Here is a 22,874-nt window from a genome sequence, read left to right as displayed (position 1 = left end):
TTATGAAATTGAATCACTTTACTGATTTTAGTATGCGCGTTTTGATGTATTTAGATCAAAAAAAAGAAACTCCTTTAAGTTCTTTAGACGAGTTAGCAGCAGCATTCAAAATCTCAAGAAACCATCTTATTAAAGTGGTTCAATTCTTATCAGCAAATCAGTTAATCCATACCAAAAGAGGTAAAAATGGTGGAATCATAATTTCTGACAAAGCAAGAGAAATACCATTAGGAGATTTGATTCACCTTTTGGAACAAGATGATAGTCCTGTTGTAAATTGCAATTCAAAACCTTGTATTTTTCAATCTCAAAATTGCAAATTAAAATCACTATTCAACACTGCTTATCTCGCTTTTCTTGAGAGTCTAAATAAATCTAAACTTTCCGATCTGGAATTTAATAATTGGAATGCTATGTTTCAAACCACATAAAATTTAAAAAGCATTTATATTATCCTCTTTTCAAAATAAAAAATTCATAAAAAAACGCCCTTTATATAAAGAGCGTTTTTTGTTTTAATCATTATTTTCAATCTGCTTATAGGCATCAATCACTTTTTTGACCAATCGGTGTCTTACGATGTCTTTGTCATCCAGATAAATAATCCCAATTCCATCCACATCTTTTAGAACCAACAAAGCTTCTTTAAGACCTGAAATGGTTCTTCGTGGTAAATCGACCTGACCGGGATCACCAGTAATCATAAATTTGGCACTTTTCCCCATACGCGTCAAGAACATTTTCATTTGGGAATGCGTTGTGTTTTGGGCTTCATCCAAAATCACAAAAGCATTATCCAGCGTTCTTCCACGCATGAATGCCAATGGCGCTATCTGAATAATTCCTTTCAAGATATAATCCTCTAGTTTTTCATTAGGCAACATATCCCGTAAAGCATCATAAAGCGGCTGCATGTAAGGATCCAGTTTTTCCTTCATATCACCAGGAAGAAATCCTAGGTTCTCCCCTGCTTCTACTGCTGGACGCGTAAGTATAATACGTTTGACTTCTTTTTCTTTCAATGCTTTTACTGCCATGGCAACTCCGGTATAGGTTTTACCGGTTCCTGCAGGTCCAACAGCAAAAACCATATCATTTTTTGCCATAGTGTCTACCAACAATTGTTGATTGGCCGTCATAGGTTTGATGATTTTGCCTCCTACTCCGTGTACTAAAATTTTATCATGTCCCAAGGCTCTTCTTTCGTCTTGACCGTCACTAAGAATAACGCGTTCAATAACATTATCATCGATAGTGTTATACCGTGTAAAATGAAGCATTAACCGTTGAAAACGTTTTTCGAACTCGTCTAAAACCTCTTTTTCTCCAAAAGCTTTTAAAGTTGTTCCCCGAGCGACAATCTTCAATTTTGGGTAATATTTTTTAATTGTTTCAAGATGAGTGTCTTGAGCGCCCCAAAAGTCTTTTGGAGCGATGTCTATGAGCTCGATTATTCTTTCGTTCAAATGAGGTAGTTTTAAATTAGAATTAATTTTTTTATAAATCAATTGGCTGTCGGGTATATTTCTTGTTTTTAAATAGAATTTGTTTTTTGTTTTTCGTTTTTTGAGTTTACTATTATTAGCTTTGCACTTCTCAAATTTAATAAAATAAGGTTTACATAACACCAATAGTTATAAACAAATTTATGTCAATAATTACCCTTACTACTGATTACGGATTGAAAGACCATTTTGTAGGTGCGTTGAAAGGGAAGATTTTGTCTGAGTATTCCGAAGCTTCAATTATTGATATTTCACATGATATTGATCCATTCAACACAGTAGAAGCAAATTACATTATTGGAGCATCGTATGCGAGCTTCCCAAAAGGTACGGTTCATCTTATAGGAGTGGATATGGAATCCAATAAAGAGAATCAGCATATTGTGATGCAATGGAACGATCATTATTTTATTGCCGCAGATAATGGGATTTTAAGCATGCTTTCGCAAAAAATTGTTCCGCAAAAAATGGTCGCGATTAATATTCATGATCGTTTGCCAAGTGAAGCTACTGATCTTGATGTGTTTGTAAAAGTAGCCTGCCATTTAGCCAAAGGCGGTTTAATGAACGTCATTGGCAAAGAAATAAATACGATTAAGCAAGTTACAAATCTGCAAGCCACTATTTCGGATGATGGGAATTCATTAAAAGGTCATGTGATTTATATTGATCATTTTGGGAATGTAATTACCAATATTTCTAAAAAATATTTTATCGAAGTTGCCAAAGGAAGGCCGTATGAAATTGTTTTGAAAACCAAAAATATCAAAACAATTTTACCCAATTATTCCGCAATTGCGAGTTCTGATAAATACCCAATCAAATCCTACGAAGGGGAAAAATTAGCTATTTTCAACGAAGCCGGTTTTCTTGAAATTGCCATTTTCAGAAGCAATCCTTCTAAAGTTGGATCCGCAAATAGTTTGCTTGGATTGAATTACAGGGATATTATAAATATAGTGTTTAGTTAAACATTTTTTTTGATTTTAGATTGAAGATTTATGATTTCAGAAGTAGAGCAACTAATGATAAAAAGAATTATGATATTTGGAATTTTAGCCAGCTTAATACAAGTGATGAATTATTATTTTTTAATTTTTATTTTATGGAATGTTGGAAAATTTTTTCATACACCTACTAAAACTGGTTTTACTTGGGGATTAACTATATTATATTCAACTTATATATTTGGAATATCCACAATTATTCAAAATTCATTAATAGAAATTTTATACAAGAAAAATATTAGAATATATTTATTTTTTGGAGCTTTAATTACATTTACCTTGGCTGTAGAAAATTTTAATTTTTGGCCAATCAAAACTTTGATACTAACTATTTCTGGACTTGTTACTTTATCAATAAAGTTTTATTTAGACCACAAAATAGATAAATCTAAAATCATCAATCTTCAATCCTAAATCTAAAATCTAAATGTTTATACGAATAGTAAAATTGAGTTTTCACGAGGAAAATATTCCTGCGTTTTTAGAAAATTTTGAGTTAATGAAAGACAAAATACGAAACGCACCAGGAAACCGTTTCTTAGAATTGTATCAGGACAAAAACAATAAAAGTATTTTCTTTACCTACAGTTATTGGGAAACCCAAGTCGATTTAGAAAATTACAGAAATTCCGAGCTTTTTTACGATGTTTGGACATTCACCAAGAAATTATTCAACGACAAGCCGGAAGCGTGGAGCGTAGATAAAGTGGCCAGTTTGCAGTGATCAGTGTTCTGTTAGCTGTTTCAAATCAACGAATAAACAAATCAACGAATAAACATAAAGAATGAAATCAATAGTATTACGAGAAATAAAATCCTTTTTTGGTTCGCCCATTGGCTACTTGGTCATTGCCATTTTTCTAATTATTAACGGATTGTTTCTTTGGGTTTTCGAAGGAGAGTACAATATTTTGAATACTGGTTTTGCTGATTTGACTCCATTTTTCACATTGGCACCTTGGATTTTAATCTTCTTAATTCCTGCTGTAACGATGCGCAGTTTTTCGGATGAAAAAAAACAAGGAACATTAGAATTATTGCTGACCAAACCGTTGAGTATTTGGCAAATTGTTAACGGAAAATTTCTTGGCGCTTTGCTTTTAATTGTAATGGCGATTATCCCAACATTCATTTATGTAGTAATTATTTCCAGTTTAGGAATGCCGGAAGGCAATATCGATACGGGAAGCACGATTGGTTCTTATTTTGGATTATTATTCCTGATTGCAGCCTATTCCGCCATTGGAATATTCACATCAACATTGTCTGATAACCAAATTGTGGCTTTTATTGTTGCGGTATTTTTATGTTTCTTCTTCTATTTTGGATTTGAAGGTTTAGCTTCTGTTGTTCCAAATATGTCTTCTATAATTGCCTCTTTAGGAATGCAAGATCATTTCAAAAGTATGAGCCGAGGCGTATTAGACACAAGAGATATTCTTTATTTTACAAGCATAACCGTTGTCTTTCTTTCATTTACTGTTTATAATCTAAAATCTTTCAAATCGTAATGACTACTTCTAAGAAAAATAACCTAAAATCAGTATTGATTATCCTTGCAATTGTAGTCCTTCTGAATGTAATAGGAAGTTCCTTTTTTCATCGTTTTGATTTAACAAAAGATAAAAGATACACGCTTTCCCCTACTTCTTTGAATATCATTAAGCAAGTTCAAAATCCGTTGTCCATAAAAGTATATATGCAAGGCGATTTACCTGCTGAATTCAAACGTTTACAACAGGAAACGAAACAATTACTGGAAGAATTTCAGGCATACAACAAAAATATTATTTTTGAATTCGTAGACCCTTTGGAGAACGAAGACGCCAGCATGGACAATATTAAAGATTTGTATCGAAAAGGGCTTACGCCAATAAACATTACCGTTGACGACAAAGGAAAGCAATCCCAAGCGATGGTTTTTCCTTGGGCGATTGCCGTTTATGACAATAAGGAAGTTAATATTCCATTGTTGAAAAACATTATGGGTGCGACAACTACCCAAAAAGTGATTGGATCTGTTCAGCATTTGGAATATTCGATTGCCGAAGCTTTGAATAAAGTTACCAAAGCAAAGCAAAAGAAAATCGCTGTTATCAAAGGAAACGGTGAATTACAAGATATTTTGATGGCTAAATTTCTTTTGCAAGTACGCGAAAGTTATCATATCGGCCCATTTACATTAGATTCGGTTGCTAAAAATCCTATTGGAAGTTTAGAAGCTTTAGAAAAATATGACTTGGCTGTTATTGCTAAACCTACTGAAACATTTACCGATGCTGAGAAACAAGTTTTGGATCAATTTATCATCAACGGAGGAAAAACATTGTGGTTGATTGACCAAGTTTCGGCAGAAATGGATAGTTTGTACGATTCATCCGGAGTCACTTTGGCCTATCCAAAAGATTTGAATTTGAATGATATGTTCTTTAAATACGGCATTCGAATCAATCCTGATTTAGTAAAAGACGAACAAGGAAGTCCAATAAAACTAGCCACCGGAGAACAAGGAAGTGCAACTCAATTTCAGGAATTCAACTGGAAGTTTGCGCCACAGGTGTATCCAAACAGTTTGCATCCGATTGTGAAAAATTTAGGCGGAATCAAATTTGATTTTGCGAATCCTATCGATACCTTGAAAAACGGAATTAAGAAAACCATTTTGTTGCAATCGTCTCAATATTCGAAGAAAATAGGAACTCCAACAGAGATAAATCTTAACATCGTTGCCGAAGAAACCTCACCAAACGATTATCTAAACAAAGGAAAGATTCCATTATCGGTTTTATTGGAAGGTTCGTTTCATTCTATGTTTGAAAATAGAGTTTTGCCATTTGAACAAAAAACATTTCAAGCCACAGGAAAACAGAACAAGATGATTGTGATTTCTGATGGGGATTTGATAAAAAACCAATTGGATAAAAACTTTCAACCGGTAGAATTGGGTTATGATCAAAGGGCTGGAAATTTGTATGATAATAAAGATTTCCTCATAAATTGTGTCAATTATCTATTGGATGATACCGGACTTATTAACATTCGAAGCAAAGATCTTGATTTACCTTTATTGGATAAAGAAAAAGTTTATAAAAACTATACCCAAACACAAATCCTAACTATCGGGCTTCCAATTCTTATTTTAGTACTTTTTGGTGTCGTATTTACTTTCCTTCGAAAAAGAAAATACAGCAAATAGATGTTAATAAAAAAGTTTCCAAACTAGAATAGTTTACGATATATTTGTAAAATGTATCGTATTTCGGTTTTAGAGAAATACCTTAAAAAATAAAACAAAACAGATGAAATTTATAGTATCGAGTTCGTACTTATTGAAGCAATTACAAGTTTTAGGTAACGTTATCAACAGCAGTAATACTTTGCCTATTTTAGATAACTTTTTATTTGATTTAGACCATAATGTGCTAACGGTTTCTGCTTCTGATTTAGAGACAACCATGTCAGCTACTTTAGGAATTGATTCAGAAAGTAAAGGAAGCGTTGCTGTCCCTGCAAAATTGCTTTTGGAAATCCTTAAAACATTTCCAGAACAACCCCTAACTTTCACGGTTGAAGAAAACAGTACAATAGAAATCAGTTCTAATTCTGGAAAATATGCTTTGGCTTATGCTCCTGGAAATGAATTTCCAAAATCGGTTAACTTAGACGATCCATCTGTAACACTTGTTCCTGCCGATGTTTTGGCAACAGCCATAAGCAAAACAATATTTGCTGCTGGAAATGATGATTTACGTCCGGTAATGTCCGGTGTATTCTTTCAATTTTCTCCACAAGGATTGACTTTCGTTGCAACTGACGCACACAAATTAGTGAAATATGCGCGTACTGATGTAACGGCTTCACAAGTGGCTGATTTCATTATGCCAAAAAAACCTTTGAACATCTTAAAAAATATTCTTGGTACTTCAGATGCTGAAGTTAAAATTGAATATAACGATTCGAATGCTACTTTTTCTTTTGACAATTATGTTTTAATGTGCCGTTTAATTGATGGAAAATATCCAAATTACGAAGCGGTAATTCCAAAAGAGAATCCAAATAAATTAATGATTGACCGTTCACTGTTTTTGAGTTCTGTACGTCGTGTTGCTATCTTCTCGAATAAAACAACCCACCAAATTCGTTTGAAAATCGCTGGAGCTGAATTGAATGTTTCTGCTGAAGATATTGACTATTCTAATAAAGCCGAAGAGAGATTGACATGTGATTATCAAGGTGATGATATGCAAATAGGCTACAATTCTCGTTTCTTGACTGAAATGTTGACTAACTTGCAATCTGACATGATTATGCTTGAAATGTCATTGCCAAACAGAGCCGGAATTCTTACTCCTGTTGATGGATTAGAAGAAGGTGAAACTGTTACCATGCTTGTAATGCCCGTAATGCTGAACAGTTAACATTATATTATGATTTTGTTGTATTTTAATTTTTAAAATTCAAATATAATACTTACCATTGTATAACAAATACGCTATTAACCAAACCATTTTTATATTTAAAAAAACCGCTATTTCCTAAACAGGATATGCGGTTTTTTTTTGTCCAATTATTACCTCCAAAACAATTTGGGCGTACCACCATTAGAAAAAGGGGGCAACTTCTAGCATCGATTAAATTGCCCCCTTTCCCTAATACTGTCAGGCTGTTGCCGCTACTTCGGTAGCCGGGCCCATCCTTCACGCAATCGCAAGCAAAGTCATTGCGAGGAACGAAGCAATCTCATATCGTATATCCGTTTCAAAAATCAATAATGATACGTTCTAATGTGATTGCTTCGTTCCTCGCAATGACATCACACTAAATCACGCCCATTTTTTCCATCAGGAATGTAGCGCTTCTATTTTTACAAATTCCGTCTCGCAGTTTGTAATCAAAATGCAATTCATCATCCTGAATCTCCACTTCAAAGCATTTATTGGTTAGTATATTTGGATAGTCATTTGTAGTCAGGCAAACTTCTATATCGTGCGTTGCAATGGCTCCAATTGCTTTTTTACCAATCACTTTTTTAACCACTTCAATAGTTCCGTTGCGTTTGTCATCTGAATTGGTTCCTCGTAATATTTCATCCAATAATACAAAAGCAGGTCTGTTTTCCAGTTCGTCCATAATTTGCTTTAAGCGCTTTATTTCGGCAAAGAAATAGGATTCACTGTCTGACAACGAATCGGATAATCGCATCGAAACTAAAACGGGTAACGGATGCACATTAGCTTGACTGGCACAAACTGGCGAACCAATTCCTGCCAATACCATATTGATTCCTAAACTTCTCAGAAAAGTACTTTTTCCGGACATATTAGAACCGGTCAAAATCATAAATGATTGCGGTTGAAAACGCACGTCATTCCCTACTCTAGTTTTTTCATTCAATAGAGGATGACTTAAATCAGTGAAATCAATTTCAAAATTGGTGTTCAATGTTGGATAAACAAACTCAGGATTATTATAGGACAAATTAGCCAGACTATTCAACATTTCAAATTCACCAATAACTTCTAACCAATCTTCCAACGCTGCTGCATGATCTTTTTTCCATTGAATCAACGCTTTTAAAACATGAAGATTAAAAAGAAAAGTTCCATTAAATAATAGCGCCGTCACAAAATTTCCGATGGTATCCATATTAGAAAACAACGAAGCCAATTTTTTAAAATGAACGCTGGCATTTTCTTTTTTATAAGTTAATTTTTGTTGTAAATCGATTAGTTTTTCAGATTGAAAGGATTCAGCTTCGATTTTCTGCAGCAGTAAACCGTACTGATTGATGATTTTATCAACATTTTCAGCATTGGCTATTTCAATGCTAATTCGTTTATAGAAAACACCTAAAAAAGCTAAATTAAAAACAAACAAAAACGATAGACAGGATGCAAAAACTGGATTTGATGTCACTAAATACCCAATAAGAGTTCCCAAAAATAGAAAAGGCGCAATCAAAGAAATCAATATACTTGCTTTTGACAAAGGAGAACTATTGAATTTACTCCATTGCAATAAAGTATCGTAAGTGGATTGATTGTCATTACTTATTTTGGCCAAAGCCATGAAATCCTGACGCCAATCCAATTTTTTGGCTAATTCTTGTACTGCTTGATGATTTCTAAGAATTTCATCATTTGGTAAAAGAGTCAAAAGTTGGTTTGCGAATGTTTTTTTTCCAATATAAGTGGCAGTTCTATTTAGGTTTTGGAACAAAGAATGTTCTCCAAAAATATCTAAATCATACGCATAAGGATGGTGAAAATCATTGAATTCCTGTCCGTTTTCGAAAGGGATTTTGTTTCTTTCGAGATAGGAAATTTCATTTTCATTAATATCCAAAAGCGCTTTATTGACTTGCTTCTGGAAAAGTAATTTACTGTGAATACGCATCAAGAAAACAAACAATCCAAAAAGAAGCACTGACAAAATAATGAAAATAATTCCATTCGTTTTGATGTAATAATACAGGGATACCAAAAAAAATACAATAGCCAGCAATCTTAATATGCTTATACTATTGTACTTTTTATTAATTCCATTTAATACTGCTGAGAACCCTTCTTTTTTTGCTTTGTATATTTCCATAATTCATTTAAATGAAAGACAAATATAGCAAATTAGATTTCGGGCGAAAGCCAAATTTAACACGTTAATCAATATGAATCGCTAAAATTGGAATATCAAAGTTAACCGCTATTTTTTTGGTTAAACTAGGATTAAAAATGCCTTCAAAAAAACCTCTTTTATAGGTAAGCATTGTCAAAACGTCAATATCTTTGTACATAATAAAGTCCAAAATAGTTTCTTTCACATCATTACTGCTTACAACAAAAAACTCAATGGGTTCCTTTATAAATTCTTCTTCCCAACTCGCTATTGTATCTTTGGAAACATCAGATTCATTGGTTTTTACATAAAGACATTTCACTTTGGCTTTTGTTTTTTCAGCAATCTCCAAAACCATTTTCAAAGCTTTTTTATCTTTAGTTCTAAAACGGGTTGTAAAACCAATGATCTCAATTTTTTTGAATTTTGCTTTAGCAGGTACACATAACATCGGGACTTCAATTCCAGAGATTACAGCTCCAGTATTTGTGCCTACGAAAAAAGCATCCCAACCGGTGGCGCCAGAAGTTCCCATAATTACAAAATCTATTTTATCTTCTTTAATTGATTTTTTGATATTAAAAAGCAAATCTCCATCCATAAGCCTGTGCGTTATTTTAATTTTATCCAAATGACGTTCTTCAGCTATGGTGCGTAATTTGGGGATTTCGTCTTTAAACTTATTAAATTGAGACAACTCTAATGAGTCATAAATGACAGCATAATTTTCAGGAAAAAACTGATTGTCATATATAGGCAATTCAAATGTGTGCAATAAAACGAGTTCGCCCTGAACTATTTTTGCAAATTCTAAAGCATGGACAAAAGCATTTGTAGCCACTGTAGAAAAGTCGGTTGGAAATAGAATTTTTTTCATTTTATTAAATATTAAAATGGTTCATTCATTAAATAAATTACTGAATTATTTTTTTCGATATTTGAATACTATCGAAATTAAATTCATTCATGAATAGCCAGAATAGGTACATTGACATGAAAAGCTAATTTTTTTGAAAGACTGATTCGAAATAATTTTTCAAAAAAGTTTTTATGGTACACATGCATTGCAATCATATTAATTTTATACAAATCAATAAAATTTAATATTATACCTTCTACATCATCGCCTGAAATGGAATGCAAAGCTATGTTATGGCCTTTAATTAATTCATTCCAATCTTTCATATCGTTATTCTTATTTTCATGATGTGGCGATTGTACACGCAAACAATCAATATGTGCCTGAAATACTTTGGCCAAAGCCATCACTCGTATAAAGGTCTCAATATCTTCGGGTTTGTATTCTGTAATAAAAAGTAAATTTTTTATGGGTTGGTATTTACAGTGCTCAGGAATGGCCAAAACAATTGCTTTGACATCATTCATTACTTTTGTTGCTACCGTACCCAAAAAAGTCTCTTTTAAACTGGTCGCACCTTTAGTTCCCATAATGACAAAATCAATATTTTCGTGCTTAGTAATTTTTTGTATTTCATCAACCAAATTCCCCAAAATTAAAACATGACTTATTTTAACTTTATCCAAATTATTTTCTTCGGCAATATTTCTTAAAATTGGAACTTCATCTTTGTAGTTTTCAAAATTACTCAACTCGGTAACATCATAAATTTCATGTAAGTATTCCGAAACATTAATATAATTGACCTGTGGCAATTGATAAACGTGCATTGTAATAATTTCAGCATCTATTGAATCTGCCAATTTCAATGCGTAAATAAATGCATTTTTGGATACATCAGAAAAGTCGGTTGGAAATAGAATTTTCTTCATGACACATATTAATTAATTATTAGTCAATTATTTACATAAAATTACAACAAAAAAATAAATTAATTAGGATAAATAGCTCATAGTCTTATTTTTAACTGAAAATAAAGTTAATGGTTCTATAAGGGACTCTTGTTGCTTTACAAGTTTTACTTACTTTTGCATAAAATTGAATACAAATATGATACCTCAAGATTCCATAGTGGCACTGGCAACTCCTTCTGGAGCCGGAGCAATAGCCGTAATTCGAATTTCCGGGGAAGATGCCATTACTATTGGTAATTCTGTTTTTCGATCCATTAAAAACAAAGATCTAACAACGCAAAAAACGCATACTTTGCATTTGGGACATATTATGGACGACTCAAAAACTTTGGATGAAGTCCTGGTGTCCATTTTCAAAGGACCAAACTCCTATACTGGCGAAAACACGATTGAAATTTCCTGTCACGGTTCTACTTATATTCAACAGCAAATCATTCAATTATTGCTTCGAGAAGGATGTCGTATGGCTGATCCCGGAGAATTTACACTAAGGGCTTTCCTAAACGGAAAACTGGACTTATCCCAAGCTGAAGCCGTTGCCGATTTAATCTCTAGCGACAATGAAGCCTCACACCAAATTGCAATGCAGCAAATGCGTGGAGGGTTCTCTAATGAAATTGCCAAACTCAGAGAAGAATTATTGAATTTTGCTTCCCTAATCGAACTTGAACTGGACTTTGCTGAAGAAGATGTAGAATTTGCAGACCGAACACAATTTCATGAATTATTAAACCGAATAGAATTTGTTCTAAAACGATTAATCGATTCCTTTGCCGTGGGTAATGTAATTAAAAACGGGATTCCCGTGGCCATTGTGGGAGAACCCAATGTAGGGAAATCAACACTTTTAAATGCCTTATTGAATGAAGAGCGAGCCATTGTTTCCGAAATTGCCGGAACGACACGTGACACGATTGAAGATGAATTGGTTATTGGCGGAATCGGTTTTAGATTCATAGACACAGCCGGAATTCGGGAAACCGAAGATGTGGTAGAAAGCATCGGGATTCGTAAAACTTTCGAAAAAATAGAACAAGCGCAAGTTGTTGTTTTTCTTTTTGATAGTTCTGAGTTTAAAGTATCCGGTTTAAAGTTAAAAGTAGAACTAGAGAAAATCAAAAATCAGTTTCCGTTGAAACCGCTTGTAATTATTGGCAATAAAGCCGACAAATTAGAAGAAAATGAAATCGTCAATCTGAAATCAGAGATTCCTGAAATCTTGCTTATTTCTGCAAAAGAAAAGTTGGGTGTTGAAGATTTAAAAAATCAATTGCTATCATTTGTAAATACTGGTGCTTTACGAAATAACGAAACAATTGTGACCAATACAAGACATTACGACTCTCTACTAAAAGCGTTAGATGAAATACAAAAAGTAAAATTTGGACTTGAAACAAACTTATCCAGCGACTTGATGGCTCTGGATATTAAGGAAGCGCTGTATCATTTTGGAATGATTACAGGTCAGGTTACTAATGATGAATTGTTAGGGAATATTTTTGCTAATTTTTGCATCGGAAAGTAGCAAAAAAAAACATCACAAAAACATCACAAAAACATCACAAAAACAAACAAACAAACAAACAAAAGAGTTAAAGCATTTACAAACAACACTTTAACTCGTTTTTATTTACGATTTTTTTGGGTATTATGCGTTATTTTGATTAGATTTGTACCTCATTTGTACCTCAAAATCTGAGGTACAAAAAATATTTTTTTTTGGCCAATTTATGGCATATAGAGACACGCATAGTCACAGTGGGACACCTAAAGTCACATTTCTATGAGTACAAACATGAAGATTACGCGCATCTGTGAATTCTGTAAAAATGAATTTACCGCACGCACTTATTATGGCAAAGCTTATAGTTCATACTTATCTGAATTAAATCTATTTATTTTACACTCGTTAGCGTTAATATTCTATTTCCTAATGCTAATGTACCTGAGCTAATATTCCATTTAACATCAATAGTCTGTCCTGATATAACATCTACAATTGTTTGCAAAGACAAATTTGATCTATTTGAATTGCATTTTAATTTTCTGATGGAATTAGGTATCAAAACTCCACCTTGATAAATACTAAAAGTCGCTATTGTATTTTCATTGCTATAACCCGAATTAGTTTCAGGTGTATTTCCTGGAGGAAAAATGGTTCCATTCACTGTTGCGGTAGCAAGACTTGTAGTAGCACCTGATCCTGAAGCTATATTACCATTATAAACAGAAGCCCCTGTATTATTGATTGCTCCAGATCCTGTAAAAGCAACAAATGTTGACAATGAACCTAAGCTAATTATTGAAGATTCTTTTGATGGAGTTGTACATGTCCCTACACCAAAAGCAATTGCTCCCGAATTTGTAAGCATTTTCCCATCTAATGTTGAAGCATTAGCAACGGCAATTGCATAACCATGAGAAATTAAAATTCCTTTAGCTATTGTATTGGCTCCAATTCCTATTGCTCCTTCGGCTACCCAAAAAACATTTTCAGGAAGGGCTCCGTTTTTTAAAATAATTGTAGTACCAGCTACCATATTTAAATCTCCATTTGCTTTAAAAACAAACAATGCATTTGGATCTCCTCCAGCGTCAAGGGTAAGAGAACCTGAAATTTCAATAGCACTGGCTACTGAATATTTTCCAGGACTAATTGTTTCATTACTAAAATTTATGCGAGAAGTATTAGTAGTTGGCCGTATTTCAAGTTGGTTGTAAGCTAAAAAAAAGTCTGTTAAAAGATTGTCTGTATTAGCTGCAATAATCATAATATTATTAGTGAATTGACTATCAAAAGAGACTGAGTATTTTCCTGGTGTTGGTGAAATGCTTATATAAGGAAGCGCCATATCAATATTAGATTTGGTTCCAATATCACCTACACCATTTGTACTATAATATTTTACGTATGTTCCATAATCTTTCCAACCATCATCATAATAATTAAAACCTGATGTGGTTATATTATAGATTAAAAGCCCATTTGCAGGACTTGAAATCAAATTTCTTTGCTCTGTCGTCATTCTAGGAGTAAGAATCCCTTGAGAATTAGATGCTAAATCTAATATTGATGAGGCATCCGGATTTATTGTTCCAATTCCAACTTGTGCATTTGAAATTTGCCAATTTGCCAATAGCAAAAGCAATAATAATTTTCTTATATCTTGCATCTATATTTATTGTACTTTAATCAAAGTTAAAGTCCTATTTCCCATTACTATTTTTTGGGAATCTGTATTCCACCTTACATTTATCACTTGATTAGGTAAAATTGTTGCAATTGCTTGTAATGATAAGTTTGCAGAATTCGCATTACTTGTTAGAATTTTATTTGAACTAGGAATTAAAATCCCATTTTGATAGATGCCAAAAGTTCCTAATGCATTCGTATTATTAGGAGATGACGTTGTTATTGTACCTCCCGGATATAAAATTGAACCGTTAAAAACATTAGGGGAACCAAACCCTGTTATAGCACCTCCATTTGTTCCAACATCCCCAGTAATTACTGAGGTATCCGCGTTTGATATAGCACCTGTGCCACTAAAAAAAATAAAAGTGGATAACACCCCTAAGTCTATTCCAGAATTTCCCGAAGGAATAATTGCAATTCCTGAACTAAAACTAACAGCTCCTACGATTGCAAAAAGTCTACCTTCTAAATCCCCTCCCGCGGCCATTGAAACTGCACCACCATTAGTAATTACATTTCCTTTTAGTATAGTTGATGCTGAGATTGAAGCGGCTCCATCAATTACCCAAAAAATATTAGAAGCTTTTGCTCCGTTGAGCAAAACCATTTTCGTACTTGCTGCTGTTGAGAAAGCGGCTCCAATCCTAATAACGAAAAGAGCATCCGGATTTCCTCCGCCATCAAAATTTATTGTCCCAACTGTTGATGTTGCTCCAGCAATAGTATAAACACCTGGAATCAAAGTCTCTCCACCTCCTATAACAGATAGATGATTTGTGATAGTAGCCGTTAGTGAATGCAAATTATTGTAAGCTGTCTGCAAATCAATTTTACCCTGTTCAGGTGTAAAAGGCCCCCTAATTATTGGTGCATTATTATAATAACTATTAAAGGTAACTTTGTATTTTCCGGCAAATAGAGGCGTTATCGACATACCTTTTACAACCTCATTTGAGGTTGCGTTAGTTGTAATATCACCTGTTAAATTTGAATTATAATTTTTTGCAAAACCAGAATAATCTTTCCAATCTATATCAAAAAAATTAAAGTTTGATGTGCTTGTATTATAAATTAATAGACCAACAGCAGGCGCTACAATTAAATCTCGCTCTTCACTAGTCATTCTAGGCACTAGTAATCCTTCGCTTTTTGAAAATAATTCTAAAAGTGCCGATGGGTCTGGATCAATAATTCCAATACCTACCTGCGCACCAACAAATAGTGGAGCTAGCAAAAACATAAGTAATAGAAAGCAGGATATTTTTTTCATTTGTTATTATTTAAAACTAATTCAAACCTTCTCGTAGATATCAATTCTAATTATTTTTAAGTTTATTGTACTTTTATCAAGACTAAAGTCCTATTTCCCATTACTATTTTTTCGGAATCTGTATTCCACCTTACATCTATTGCTTGATAAGGCAAAATAGTTGCAATTGCTTGTAATGATATGTTTGCAAAATTCGCATTACTTGTTAGAATTTTATTTGAACTTGGAATCAAAACTCCATTTTGATAGATACCAAAAGTTCCTAATGCATTCGTATTATTGGGAGATAAAGTTGTTATTGACCCTCCGGCATTTAAAAATGAACCCTTAAAAACAGTAGGTGATCCATACCCTGATATAGCTCCTACATTTGTTCCAATATTACCCGTAATTACAGAAGACCCCCCATTAGTTACAGCACCCGCACTACTATAATAAATAAAAGTGGATAACACTCCCAAATCAATTACAGAAATCCCTGAAGGAATTATTGTCTTTACAGCATTAACACTAATAGCTCCTACGATTGAAAAAAGTCGACCTTCAAGATTTCCCCCAGCTCCCATTGTAATTGCACCAGCATGAGTAATTACAGTACCTTTTAGAATAGTTGAAGCTTCAATTGAAGCGGCTCCTTCAATTACCCAAAAAATATTAGAAGCTTTTGCTCCGTTGAGCAAAACCATTTTTGTAGCTTCTCCTGCTGAGAAAGCTCCATCAATCCTAATAACGAAAAGTGCATCTGGATTTCCTTGCCCATCAAAATAGAGTGTCCCAACCGTTGATGTAGCTCCCGACAAAGTATAAACACCTGGAATTAAAGCCTCTCCGTTTCCTAAAACTAGCCCGTGAGTTGCATCAGTAATTGGAAGTGATTGCAAATTATTGTAAATTGACTGCAAATCTATTTCACCTTTTTCGGAGGGAAAAGGACCAGTACTTATTGGAGCATTACTATAATAACTATTAAAGGTAACTTTATATTTTCCGGCAAATTGAGGTGTAATTGACATACCATTTACAACCTCGTTTGATGTTGTGATTGTTGTAATATCACCTGTTAAATTTGAATTATAATTTTTTGAAAAATCAGAATAATCTTTCCAATCTACATCAAAATAATTAAAGTTTGATGTGCTAGTATTGTAAATTAATAGCCCGACAGCAGGCGCTACAATTAAATCTCTTTCTGTATTAGTCATTCTAGGAACAAGCAATCCTTTGCTCTTTGAAAATAATTCTAAAAGTGAAGATGGATCTGGATCAAAAGTACCAATACCTACCTGTGCATCAACAAATAATGGTATTAGCAAAAAAGTAAGTAATAGAAAGGAGCGTGTTTTTTTCATTTGTTATTATTCAAACCTTCTCTTGGAAATCAATTTTAATTATTTTTTTAAGGTTATTGCACTTTTATTAATGTAAAAGTCCTATTTCCCATCCCTATTTTTTCGGAATCTGTATTCCACCTTACATCTATTGCTTGATTAGGCAAAATAGTTGCAATTGTTTGTAACGAGACGTTTCCTAAATAAGCTTCACTAGTCAATATTTTACTGGAACTTGGAATTAAAACTCCATTTTGATAAATACTAAAAGAGGCTATAATATTGTTCGTATTTGGTGTGGATATTGTTGTGGATGTTTTAGAAGTATAAGTTGTATGTGTAACAAAAGCACCGTTTACAGTTGCGATTTCAAAACCTACAAAAGTGCCTAAATTAGTTCCTATATTTCCTGTAATTGTTGAAACCGCAGTATTTGTAACGTCACCAGCGGCAGTGTACAAAACAAATTTGTCTAATGTACCCAATGGATATGGCGATGTCCCTATTGGCATGGAAGCAACTGCTGGTCCAAAAGTTATTGCCCCAGAAATTGTCAAAAGTCTTCCTTCAAGGTTTCCTCCTGCATTAAATGCAATAGCCCCCGTTGTGGCTGCTATTACATTCCCTTTCATAGTAGATTTTTCGCCAAAAGACGGAGCGCCATAAGCTAACCAAAATACATTCCTAGCTTGTGCTCCATTTGTTAAAATAACATTAGTATTTGCACCAGCGGTCAAAGCTCCATTTGCTTTAATAACAAAAATTGAATTTGAATCTCCATGTCCATCTAATGTCAAGTTTAAAGCAATTGAAGCTGCTCCAGCTATAGAATAAACACCTGGGGAAATAGTTTCCCCATTTCCAAAAGTAGCAAGATGAGTTGAGTTAGTTACAGTAAGAGAATTTAATTGATTAATCAATAGCTCCAAATCCGATTTAGCCTCTTGAGCCATTGTACTTGGAAAACTTTCACCCGAAGAAACTATTCTCTCTGTTGGTGAGTTATTATATGAACAATTAAAAGTCACTTCGTATGTCCCTGCTAGTAAAGGAGCAATTGTCATTCCTGGCACTACTACATCTGATGTTGAAGTGGTTGTAACATCACTTGTCGAATTAGAATTATAATAATTTGTATAATCTGAATACTCTTTCCAAACTAGATCAAAATGATTAAAATGAGAGGTGGTCGTATTGTAAATTAAAAGTCCATTTACAGGATTTGCAATAAAATCTCTATCTGAGGTGGTCATTCGAGGAATAAGAAGCCCTTGGGAAATAGAGGTTAAATCTAATATTGATGATGCATCTGGAATTATTGTTCCAATCCCAACTTGTGCACATACAATTTGTGACATCATCAAAAAGGAGATAAATAAAAGGGCTGCAATTTTTTTCATTTATTTTTATTAAGCTCTTCGAAAGTTAAATTAGAAATCCTCGATTTTTTTTCGAGTAAAATATCATAATCACTTGTATATTTATTTTTCTTTTTTTCTAACAACCAAGCTTTTTTCTACTTGATTTTCATTCGTACCAATACAAATTTTCCTTTTAATTTCTTTCCGTTAAGAATAAAACCAAGGCGACCCTTTTTCAAGCCTTTTTTAATATTTTCATCGTCTAAAGCATAGTCCCATAATCCCAAACGATAACAGTTCCTGCATCGTAATTTCCCCATGGGATAGTTCCTTCAAAATCTTTGTAAGCATAAGGATGATCTCTGTCAAAATTGCAAGTCTTTTTCCCTCGGGATTCATTGATGATCTTTTTGGGATTACCCAACTTTTTAAAACTCCATTTATTTCTAGACAAACATCATAATGCGAATGGCATGCAGCATGTTCTTATACTACAAAAATTAATTATTTTTCCTGCTTTTATAAATCTCCTTGGATTCGAAAACAGAAGTAAAATCTTACTTTAAATCTAGATTAGAATTAAAGCAACATTAGATTTACGCTTTTTAAATCTATTTTTTGTATGAAACATTGCTGATTTATTATCTCATGTCTAGTCCTAAAAGAATCAAACTCAAATGTATTCCTAAATTCATATTTTAAATCTAGAAAAATAATTCTTTCTATCATTAGCAATTCGTTTTTGATATACCTTGTTATATCTCTTTGATTTAATCTAAAATTGAAAAAATATACTATTGTTAATACGGCAGTGAGAACCCCAAATTTACTGCTTTTTGTTGTAAAAAACATACAATTGCTACCAGAAACAATCATAAATGATGTTATTAATTATTCGATTTCTTATTTGTTTACATTGCCGTAATAATAAACTCGCTACGTCTATTGGCTTGATGTTCTGCCTCGGTACATTCCACACCATCGGAACACTTGTTTACAAGTTGAGTTTCTCCGTAGCCTTTAGCAGTTAATCTGCTCGCTTCTATACCATTTTTAACCAACCACACCATGGTAGATTTGGCTCTTCCATCAGACAATGCTTCATTGTACTGTATCGTTTGTCTACTATCGGTATGTGAACGTATATCGATTTTCATATTTGGATACTCTTCCATTACTGCAAGTACTTTGGCTAACTCAAAGGCTGCATCTTTACGGATGAAGGATTTATTCAAATCAAAATAAATTATTGGAATGTTTAAGGTTTTAGCTAAATCTGTTCCTATCCCAATTGGTTTAATACGTTGCTCTAATGCTAAATCCAATTCACTCTTGCCCGATGTTTTGGCTATAGAAGTCGTTCCTTCTTTAGTTTCGTAGTCGTGTTTCTCTGCTTTTACATAATAGGTTTTGCCACAGAGTACTTCAAAGCTATATTTTCCATTTATATCGGATATTCCTTCTTTAAGAAGTTGGAATTTCTCGTCAAACAAACTCAACTTCGTACCTGGCAATATTTTGGTCGTTTCATTATTGGTGATTACCCCCGTTAAACTTTGTTCACATGCTAGTTTACGAGTTTCGGTAAACTTATAAATATCGTCATATCCTTTGCCTCCGGTTCGGTTTGAAGTGAAGAAACCTTTTCTGTTTTTGCTGTCTATTAAAAACGCAAAATCGTCATCGGTTCCGTTTATTGGAGCTCCTACATTTTGTATATCGGTGATGCTATTGTCTGTTCCTAACTGGACTACATAAATATCTAATCCTCCGAGTCCCGGTCTTCCATCACTGGCAAAATACAACTCATTATCGTTACTTATAAATGGGAAGGTTTCTCTACCTTCGGTATTGATGGTATTTCCTAAGTTCTGTGGGGTGTCATAAGTTCCATCTTCGTTTATTGCTACTTGAAACAAATCGGATTGTCCCAAAGTTCCTGGCATATCTGAGGCAAAGTACAAGATTTTCTCATTTACACTTAATGCTGGATGAGCAATACTATAGTTGTCGCTATTGAAGGGTAAGGCAACTACAGCAACCCATTCTCCTTCTTTGTTTATTGTGGCTTTGTATAGTTTTAACAAGGTTACTCGTTTACTGTCTTTTCCTTTCTTACCATCTAGATAGTTATTTCTTGTGAAGTACATGGTTTTGCCATCTCTGGTAAAAACGGGTGTTGATTCGTGAAACTTGGAGTTTATCTTTTTGCTGAATCGCTCTGGTTGTCCTAAAGTACCATCCTTTTTTATTTCGGAACTGTATAAATTGGTAAAGGATTGGTTGGTCCACTTAAATATTTTCTTAGAAATGCCGCCAGTATCACGAGCTGAGGCAAATACTAATTTGTTGCCTGAAAAAGAACTCCCATAATCTGAAAAATTAGAGTTAATTTCTGTATCTTCAATTTTATATCTTCCAGAATTAGCCTTAATTATGTCTAAATAATTTTTATTTTTTTCAAAGAGTTTTGCTCTATTGTCATTGCCAGATTTTTGCTGAAATTTTTCCATCATCTCGTTTGCTTTATCATTTTGTCCAATAGATTTCAATGATTGTGCATAACGATAATAATATTCTGAATTTACATCCAAAGTCATCGCAAACAATTCGCTATACCATTTGGCAGCTTTGTTAAAATCAGAATTAAAGTAATAGGAATTACCTAGTTTCTGGAACATATCAACTGATTTGTATCCTTTTTCTGCAACCTTTTCATAGATTTTTATGGCGTCAATATAAGCATAGCTCTCATATTTCTTATCAGCAGCGGTAACTTTGGCTTTTTGTGCATAACTACTAAATGAAAAAACATTTACTATTATTAGGTAAAGGAGTATATAATTTCTCATAATAATTATTTTTAGAAGAATCTTGGAGTTGTAATTTTATCGATATTGTTGAATATTTCATAGCGCAAGAATATTTCATGCGAACCTGAATTATAGTTTTTTAAATTAGTTGTTTCTCTGTCATAGCCATATCCAATGTATAAACTATCTGAGACTTGAAAGCCAACCATGCCGCTCAATGCAGCACTCCATCTGTAAGCAATTCCAACCATAAATTTATTATTAAACATAAAATTTCCTGAAACATCAACTTGAAGCGGTGCACCGTAAACCATTTTGGTAAGTAACGCAGGTTTAAATTTTACTGATTCATTTAAATCAAACACATATCCCGCAATAAGGTAATAATTGATTTTTTCCTTGAAAATTCTCACCTCATTATCATCATAACGATTGCTTTCTATAAAATTGGGAACTGATAAACCTACATACCCTTTGTCTGAATGATAATAAAGCCCTGCACCAATATTTGGGGAGAATTTATTATTATAATCATGTAAACTCGGGTCATCATCGACAGGATTGAGTCGTGTAACATCTAAATCAAACAAATTGGCTGTTGCTTTGATACCAAAAGAAAGTTTGAAAGTTTCTGAAGTAGGAATAGTGTAAGATAAATCAGCCGAGATAGTATTCTCATGGGTTGGTCCAATTTTGTCATTAATGATAGAAACGCCTAACCCCAAGTTACTATCATTTATAGGAGTATTGACTGAAACTGCATTTGTAACAGGTGCGCCATCGAGTCCAACCCATTGTGTACGATGCAAGGCAAATATACTCAAGACTCCTCTTGATCCTGCATAAGCGGGATTGATATTAATGGTGTTATACATGTATTGGGAAAATTGGGCATCTTGTTGGGCATAACTTATAATTCCAGTAAACAGCAAGGCGAATAATAGTACTCTTGTCTTCATTTAGTTTATTTTTTAAACCTGAGGGTTTGTTAGCCCTCAGGAGTTAGATTTGAGTTAGATTTATCTTGTAAGGTATAAATACCCATCTTTTTTATTAGTCTTAACTTGATTGTTTTCATCAATAAAAGTGTAATTTAATATATAAAAATAGGTTCCAGTTGGCAACTCCTGAGATTGACCAATTGTAGTTCTAGCTTTAGATAAGCCTGTAAAAGCTTTACTGGTATTATTATATCCATTAGTTTCATAAACTAAAACGCCCCAACGATTATAAATCTCCACAGTATTATCAGGGTAACACAATATATTATCAATGTTTTCGATAACAAAGGCTTCATTAGTACCATCTCCATTTGGAGAGAAGGCATTGTGAACGTCAATTACACCACAACCCAACACAATACCACATTCATTATCTGAAAGAGTTATTTTTATAAATATACTTCTAGGGCATTGTTCATTTACAATTTGATATTTATATTCAAAATTATAATCTGCATCAGGTAAATTAAAAGGAGAGAATATATTTCCGTTTAATACTGCGCTACTGTTGTTAATCCAAGTTCCATTGTTTGGTGTTTCGGGAGATAGTAAAGTATTTAAATCGATAGTTATAGCACTGTCAGTATTACACACTGTTTTTTCAATTAATGTTGGTTCAGGTTTTGTTCCTGTTACTTCCCAAGCACATGTTGTTGTGCTGAAAGTATAAGTCTCCCAACAGTTAACTTTCGCTGGTGCTGCAGGTTTGACAGTATTATTATTCACCCAAGCACATGTTGCTGTGTTGAATGTATACGAATCCCAACAGTTTACTTTCGCTGGCTCTGCAGGTTTTGGCGTATTGTTATTATCCCAAGCACATGTTGTTGTGTTGAAAGTATACGTGTCCCAACAGTTTACTTTAACAGGTTCTGTAGGTTTGACAGTATTATTATTCACCCAAGCACAAGTTGTTGTATCAAAACTTCTGGTTTCCCAACATGCTAA

Annotated in this window: 19 protein-coding genes and 1 pseudogene; 8 read left to right on the top strand and 12 right to left on the bottom strand. The window is 33.5% G+C overall.

Features of this window, described 5'->3' with window-relative positions:
* Positions 1–2 precede the first annotated feature (2 nt).
* Positions 3–431 carry an RrF2 family transcriptional regulator gene (locus E0H99_RS16595; protein WP_131998257.1) on the top strand — a complete coding sequence of 143 codons (429 nt, stop codon included), beginning with the start codon at positions 3–5 and terminating at the stop codon, positions 429–431.
* Between the two features lie 84 nt (positions 432–515).
* Here the strand turns inward: E0H99_RS16595 and E0H99_RS16590 are convergent, their stop codons facing one another.
* Positions 516–1,466 (bottom strand): PhoH family protein, encoded by a 951-nt coding sequence (locus E0H99_RS16590; protein ID WP_131998254.1) that lies wholly within the window; start codon positions 1,464–1,466, stop codon positions 516–518.
* Between the two features lie 182 nt (positions 1,467–1,648).
* Between E0H99_RS16590 and E0H99_RS16585 the strand changes: the two genes are divergently transcribed.
* From E0H99_RS16585 to dnaN, 6 genes are all read left to right on the top strand, one after another.
* The gene (locus tag E0H99_RS16585; RefSeq protein WP_131998251.1) at positions 1,649–2,476 is read left to right on the top strand and encodes an S-adenosyl-l-methionine hydroxide adenosyltransferase family protein; all 828 of its coding nucleotides are present in this window, start codon (positions 1,649–1,651) and stop codon (positions 2,474–2,476) included.
* A 30-nt stretch (positions 2,477–2,506) separates the two neighbouring features.
* On the top strand, positions 2,507–2,926 hold the full coding sequence (locus E0H99_RS16580; protein ID WP_131998248.1) for a hypothetical protein: 420 nt from the start codon (positions 2,507–2,509) through the stop codon (positions 2,924–2,926).
* Between the two features lie 13 nt (positions 2,927–2,939).
* Positions 2,940–3,236: a putative quinol monooxygenase gene (locus tag E0H99_RS16575; RefSeq protein WP_131998245.1), complete on the top strand. Its 297-nt coding sequence runs from the start codon at positions 2,940–2,942 to the stop codon at positions 3,234–3,236.
* A 61-nt stretch (positions 3,237–3,297) separates the two neighbouring features.
* Positions 3,298–4,023, top strand: a complete 726-nt coding sequence (gldF, locus tag E0H99_RS16570) for a gliding motility-associated ABC transporter permease subunit GldF (protein ID WP_131998242.1) — start codon at positions 3,298–3,300, stop codon at positions 4,021–4,023.
* The gene (gene gldG, locus E0H99_RS16565) at positions 4,023–5,708 is read left to right on the top strand and encodes a gliding motility-associated ABC transporter substrate-binding protein GldG (RefSeq protein ID WP_131998239.1); all 1,686 of its coding nucleotides are present in this window, start codon (positions 4,023–4,025) and stop codon (positions 5,706–5,708) included. Before gldF ends, gldG begins: the two co-directional genes overlap by 1 nt.
* A gap of 103 nt (positions 5,709–5,811) precedes the next feature.
* Entirely contained in the window at positions 5,812–6,930 is a 1,119-nt protein-coding gene (gene dnaN / locus E0H99_RS16560; protein ID WP_131998236.1) for a DNA polymerase III subunit beta, read from the top strand.
* 400 nt (positions 6,931–7,330) lie between these two features.
* Here dnaN and E0H99_RS16555 read toward each other — a convergent pair whose 3' ends face one another.
* The 3 genes from E0H99_RS16555 to E0H99_RS16545 all read right to left on the bottom strand — a co-directional run bounded on the left by E0H99_RS16555 (position 7,331) and on the right by E0H99_RS16545 (position 10,915).
* On the bottom strand, positions 7,331–9,103 hold the full coding sequence (locus E0H99_RS16555) for a MutS-related protein (protein ID WP_131998234.1): 1,773 nt from the start codon (positions 9,101–9,103) through the stop codon (positions 7,331–7,333).
* A 64-nt stretch (positions 9,104–9,167) separates the two neighbouring features.
* Positions 9,168–10,001 carry a universal stress protein gene (locus tag E0H99_RS16550; RefSeq protein ID WP_131998232.1) on the bottom strand — a complete coding sequence of 278 codons (834 nt, stop codon included), beginning with the start codon at positions 9,999–10,001 and terminating at the stop codon, positions 9,168–9,170.
* 83 nt (positions 10,002–10,084) lie between these two features.
* On the bottom strand, positions 10,085–10,915 hold the full coding sequence (locus E0H99_RS16545) for a universal stress protein (RefSeq protein ID WP_131998229.1): 831 nt from the start codon (positions 10,913–10,915) through the stop codon (positions 10,085–10,087).
* A 178-nt stretch (positions 10,916–11,093) separates the two neighbouring features.
* Between E0H99_RS16545 and mnmE the strand changes: the two genes are divergently transcribed.
* Positions 11,094–12,482, top strand: coding sequence for a tRNA uridine-5-carboxymethylaminomethyl(34) synthesis GTPase MnmE (mnmE, locus tag E0H99_RS16540; RefSeq protein ID WP_131998226.1), 1,389 nt, complete (start codon positions 11,094–11,096; stop codon positions 12,480–12,482).
* A 370-nt stretch (positions 12,483–12,852) separates the two neighbouring features.
* Here the strand turns inward: mnmE and E0H99_RS16535 are convergent, their stop codons facing one another.
* From E0H99_RS16535 to E0H99_RS16500, 8 genes and pseudogenes are all read right to left on the bottom strand, one after another.
* Entirely contained in the window at positions 12,853–14,130 is a 1,278-nt protein-coding gene (locus E0H99_RS16535; RefSeq protein ID WP_131998223.1) for an ice-binding family protein, read from the bottom strand.
* A gap of 6 nt (positions 14,131–14,136) precedes the next feature.
* Positions 14,137–15,423 carry an ice-binding family protein gene (locus E0H99_RS16530; RefSeq protein WP_131998220.1) on the bottom strand — a complete coding sequence of 429 codons (1,287 nt, stop codon included), beginning with the start codon at positions 15,421–15,423 and terminating at the stop codon, positions 14,137–14,139.
* A gap of 62 nt (positions 15,424–15,485) precedes the next feature.
* Complete coding sequence (locus E0H99_RS16525; RefSeq protein ID WP_131998217.1) at positions 15,486–16,772, bottom strand: ice-binding family protein; 1,287 nt, start codon at positions 16,770–16,772, stop codon at positions 15,486–15,488.
* A gap of 53 nt (positions 16,773–16,825) precedes the next feature.
* A complete protein-coding gene (locus E0H99_RS16520) occupies positions 16,826–18,151 on the bottom strand; it encodes an ice-binding family protein (protein WP_131998214.1) in 1,326 nt (441 codons plus the stop codon).
* Between the two features lie 223 nt (positions 18,152–18,374).
* A pseudogene (locus tag E0H99_RS17510) lies at positions 18,375–18,556 on the bottom strand (DNA polymerase ligase N-terminal domain-containing protein).
* Positions 18,557–19,023: 467 nt separating this feature from the next.
* Positions 19,024–20,964 carry an OmpA family protein gene (locus E0H99_RS16510; protein WP_131998211.1) on the bottom strand — a complete coding sequence of 647 codons (1,941 nt, stop codon included), beginning with the start codon at positions 20,962–20,964 and terminating at the stop codon, positions 19,024–19,026.
* Between the two features lie 11 nt (positions 20,965–20,975).
* A complete protein-coding gene (locus E0H99_RS16505) occupies positions 20,976–21,884 on the bottom strand; it encodes a type IX secretion system membrane protein PorP/SprF (RefSeq protein ID WP_131998208.1) in 909 nt (302 codons plus the stop codon).
* 60 nt (positions 21,885–21,944) lie between these two features.
* Positions 21,945–22,874, bottom strand: a 930-nt coding sequence (locus tag E0H99_RS16500; RefSeq protein ID WP_131998205.1) for a gliding motility-associated C-terminal domain-containing protein, incomplete at its 5' end; no start/stop codon positions are given.

The sequence above is a fragment of the Flavobacterium sp. GT3P67 genome (assembly GCF_004349155.1).
Classification (GTDB): domain Bacteria; phylum Bacteroidota; class Bacteroidia; order Flavobacteriales; family Flavobacteriaceae; genus Flavobacterium; species Flavobacterium ranwuense.
This window is presented reverse-complemented; position numbering and strand designations above follow the sequence as displayed.

Excerpts from the sequence above, each read along its gene's own strand:
- E0H99_RS16525 (WP_131998217.1), bottom strand. The coding sequence starts at position 16,772 with ATGAAAAAAACACGCTCCTTTCTATTACTTACTTTTTTGCTAATACCA.
- E0H99_RS16520 (WP_131998214.1), bottom strand. The coding sequence starts at position 18,151 with ATGAAAAAAATTGCAGCCCTTTTATTTATCTCCTTTTTGATGATGTCA.
- dnaN (WP_131998236.1), top strand. The coding sequence starts at position 5,812 with ATGAAATTTATAGTATCGAGTTCGTACTTATTGAAGCAATTACAAGTT.
- E0H99_RS16585 (WP_131998251.1), top strand. The coding sequence starts at position 1,649 with ATGTCAATAATTACCCTTACTACTGATTACGGATTGAAAGACCATTTT.
- E0H99_RS16510 (WP_131998211.1), bottom strand. The coding sequence starts at position 20,964 with ATGAGAAATTATATACTCCTTTACCTAATAATAGTAAATGTTTTTTCA.
- E0H99_RS16545 (WP_131998229.1), bottom strand. The coding sequence starts at position 10,915 with ATGAAGAAAATTCTATTTCCAACCGACTTTTCTGATGTATCCAAAAAT.
- gldF (WP_131998242.1), top strand. The coding sequence starts at position 3,298 with ATGAAATCAATAGTATTACGAGAAATAAAATCCTTTTTTGGTTCGCCC.
- mnmE (WP_131998226.1), top strand. The coding sequence starts at position 11,094 with ATGATACCTCAAGATTCCATAGTGGCACTGGCAACTCCTTCTGGAGCC.
- E0H99_RS16505 (WP_131998208.1), bottom strand. The coding sequence starts at position 21,884 with ATGAAGACAAGAGTACTATTATTCGCCTTGCTGTTTACTGGAATTATA.
- E0H99_RS16550 (WP_131998232.1), bottom strand. The coding sequence starts at position 10,001 with ATGAAAAAAATTCTATTTCCAACCGACTTTTCTACAGTGGCTACAAAT.
- E0H99_RS16535 (WP_131998223.1), bottom strand. The coding sequence starts at position 14,130 with ATGCAAGATATAAGAAAATTATTATTGCTTTTGCTATTGGCAAATTGG.
- E0H99_RS16530 (WP_131998220.1), bottom strand. The coding sequence starts at position 15,423 with ATGAAAAAAATATCCTGCTTTCTATTACTTATGTTTTTGCTAGCTCCA.
- E0H99_RS16575 (WP_131998245.1), top strand. The coding sequence starts at position 2,940 with ATGTTTATACGAATAGTAAAATTGAGTTTTCACGAGGAAAATATTCCT.
- E0H99_RS16595 (WP_131998257.1), top strand. The coding sequence starts at position 3 with ATGAAATTGAATCACTTTACTGATTTTAGTATGCGCGTTTTGATGTAT.
- E0H99_RS16555 (WP_131998234.1), bottom strand. The coding sequence starts at position 9,103 with ATGGAAATATACAAAGCAAAAAAAGAAGGGTTCTCAGCAGTATTAAAT.
- gldG (WP_131998239.1), top strand. The coding sequence starts at position 4,023 with ATGACTACTTCTAAGAAAAATAACCTAAAATCAGTATTGATTATCCTT.
- E0H99_RS16580 (WP_131998248.1), top strand. The coding sequence starts at position 2,507 with ATGATTTCAGAAGTAGAGCAACTAATGATAAAAAGAATTATGATATTT.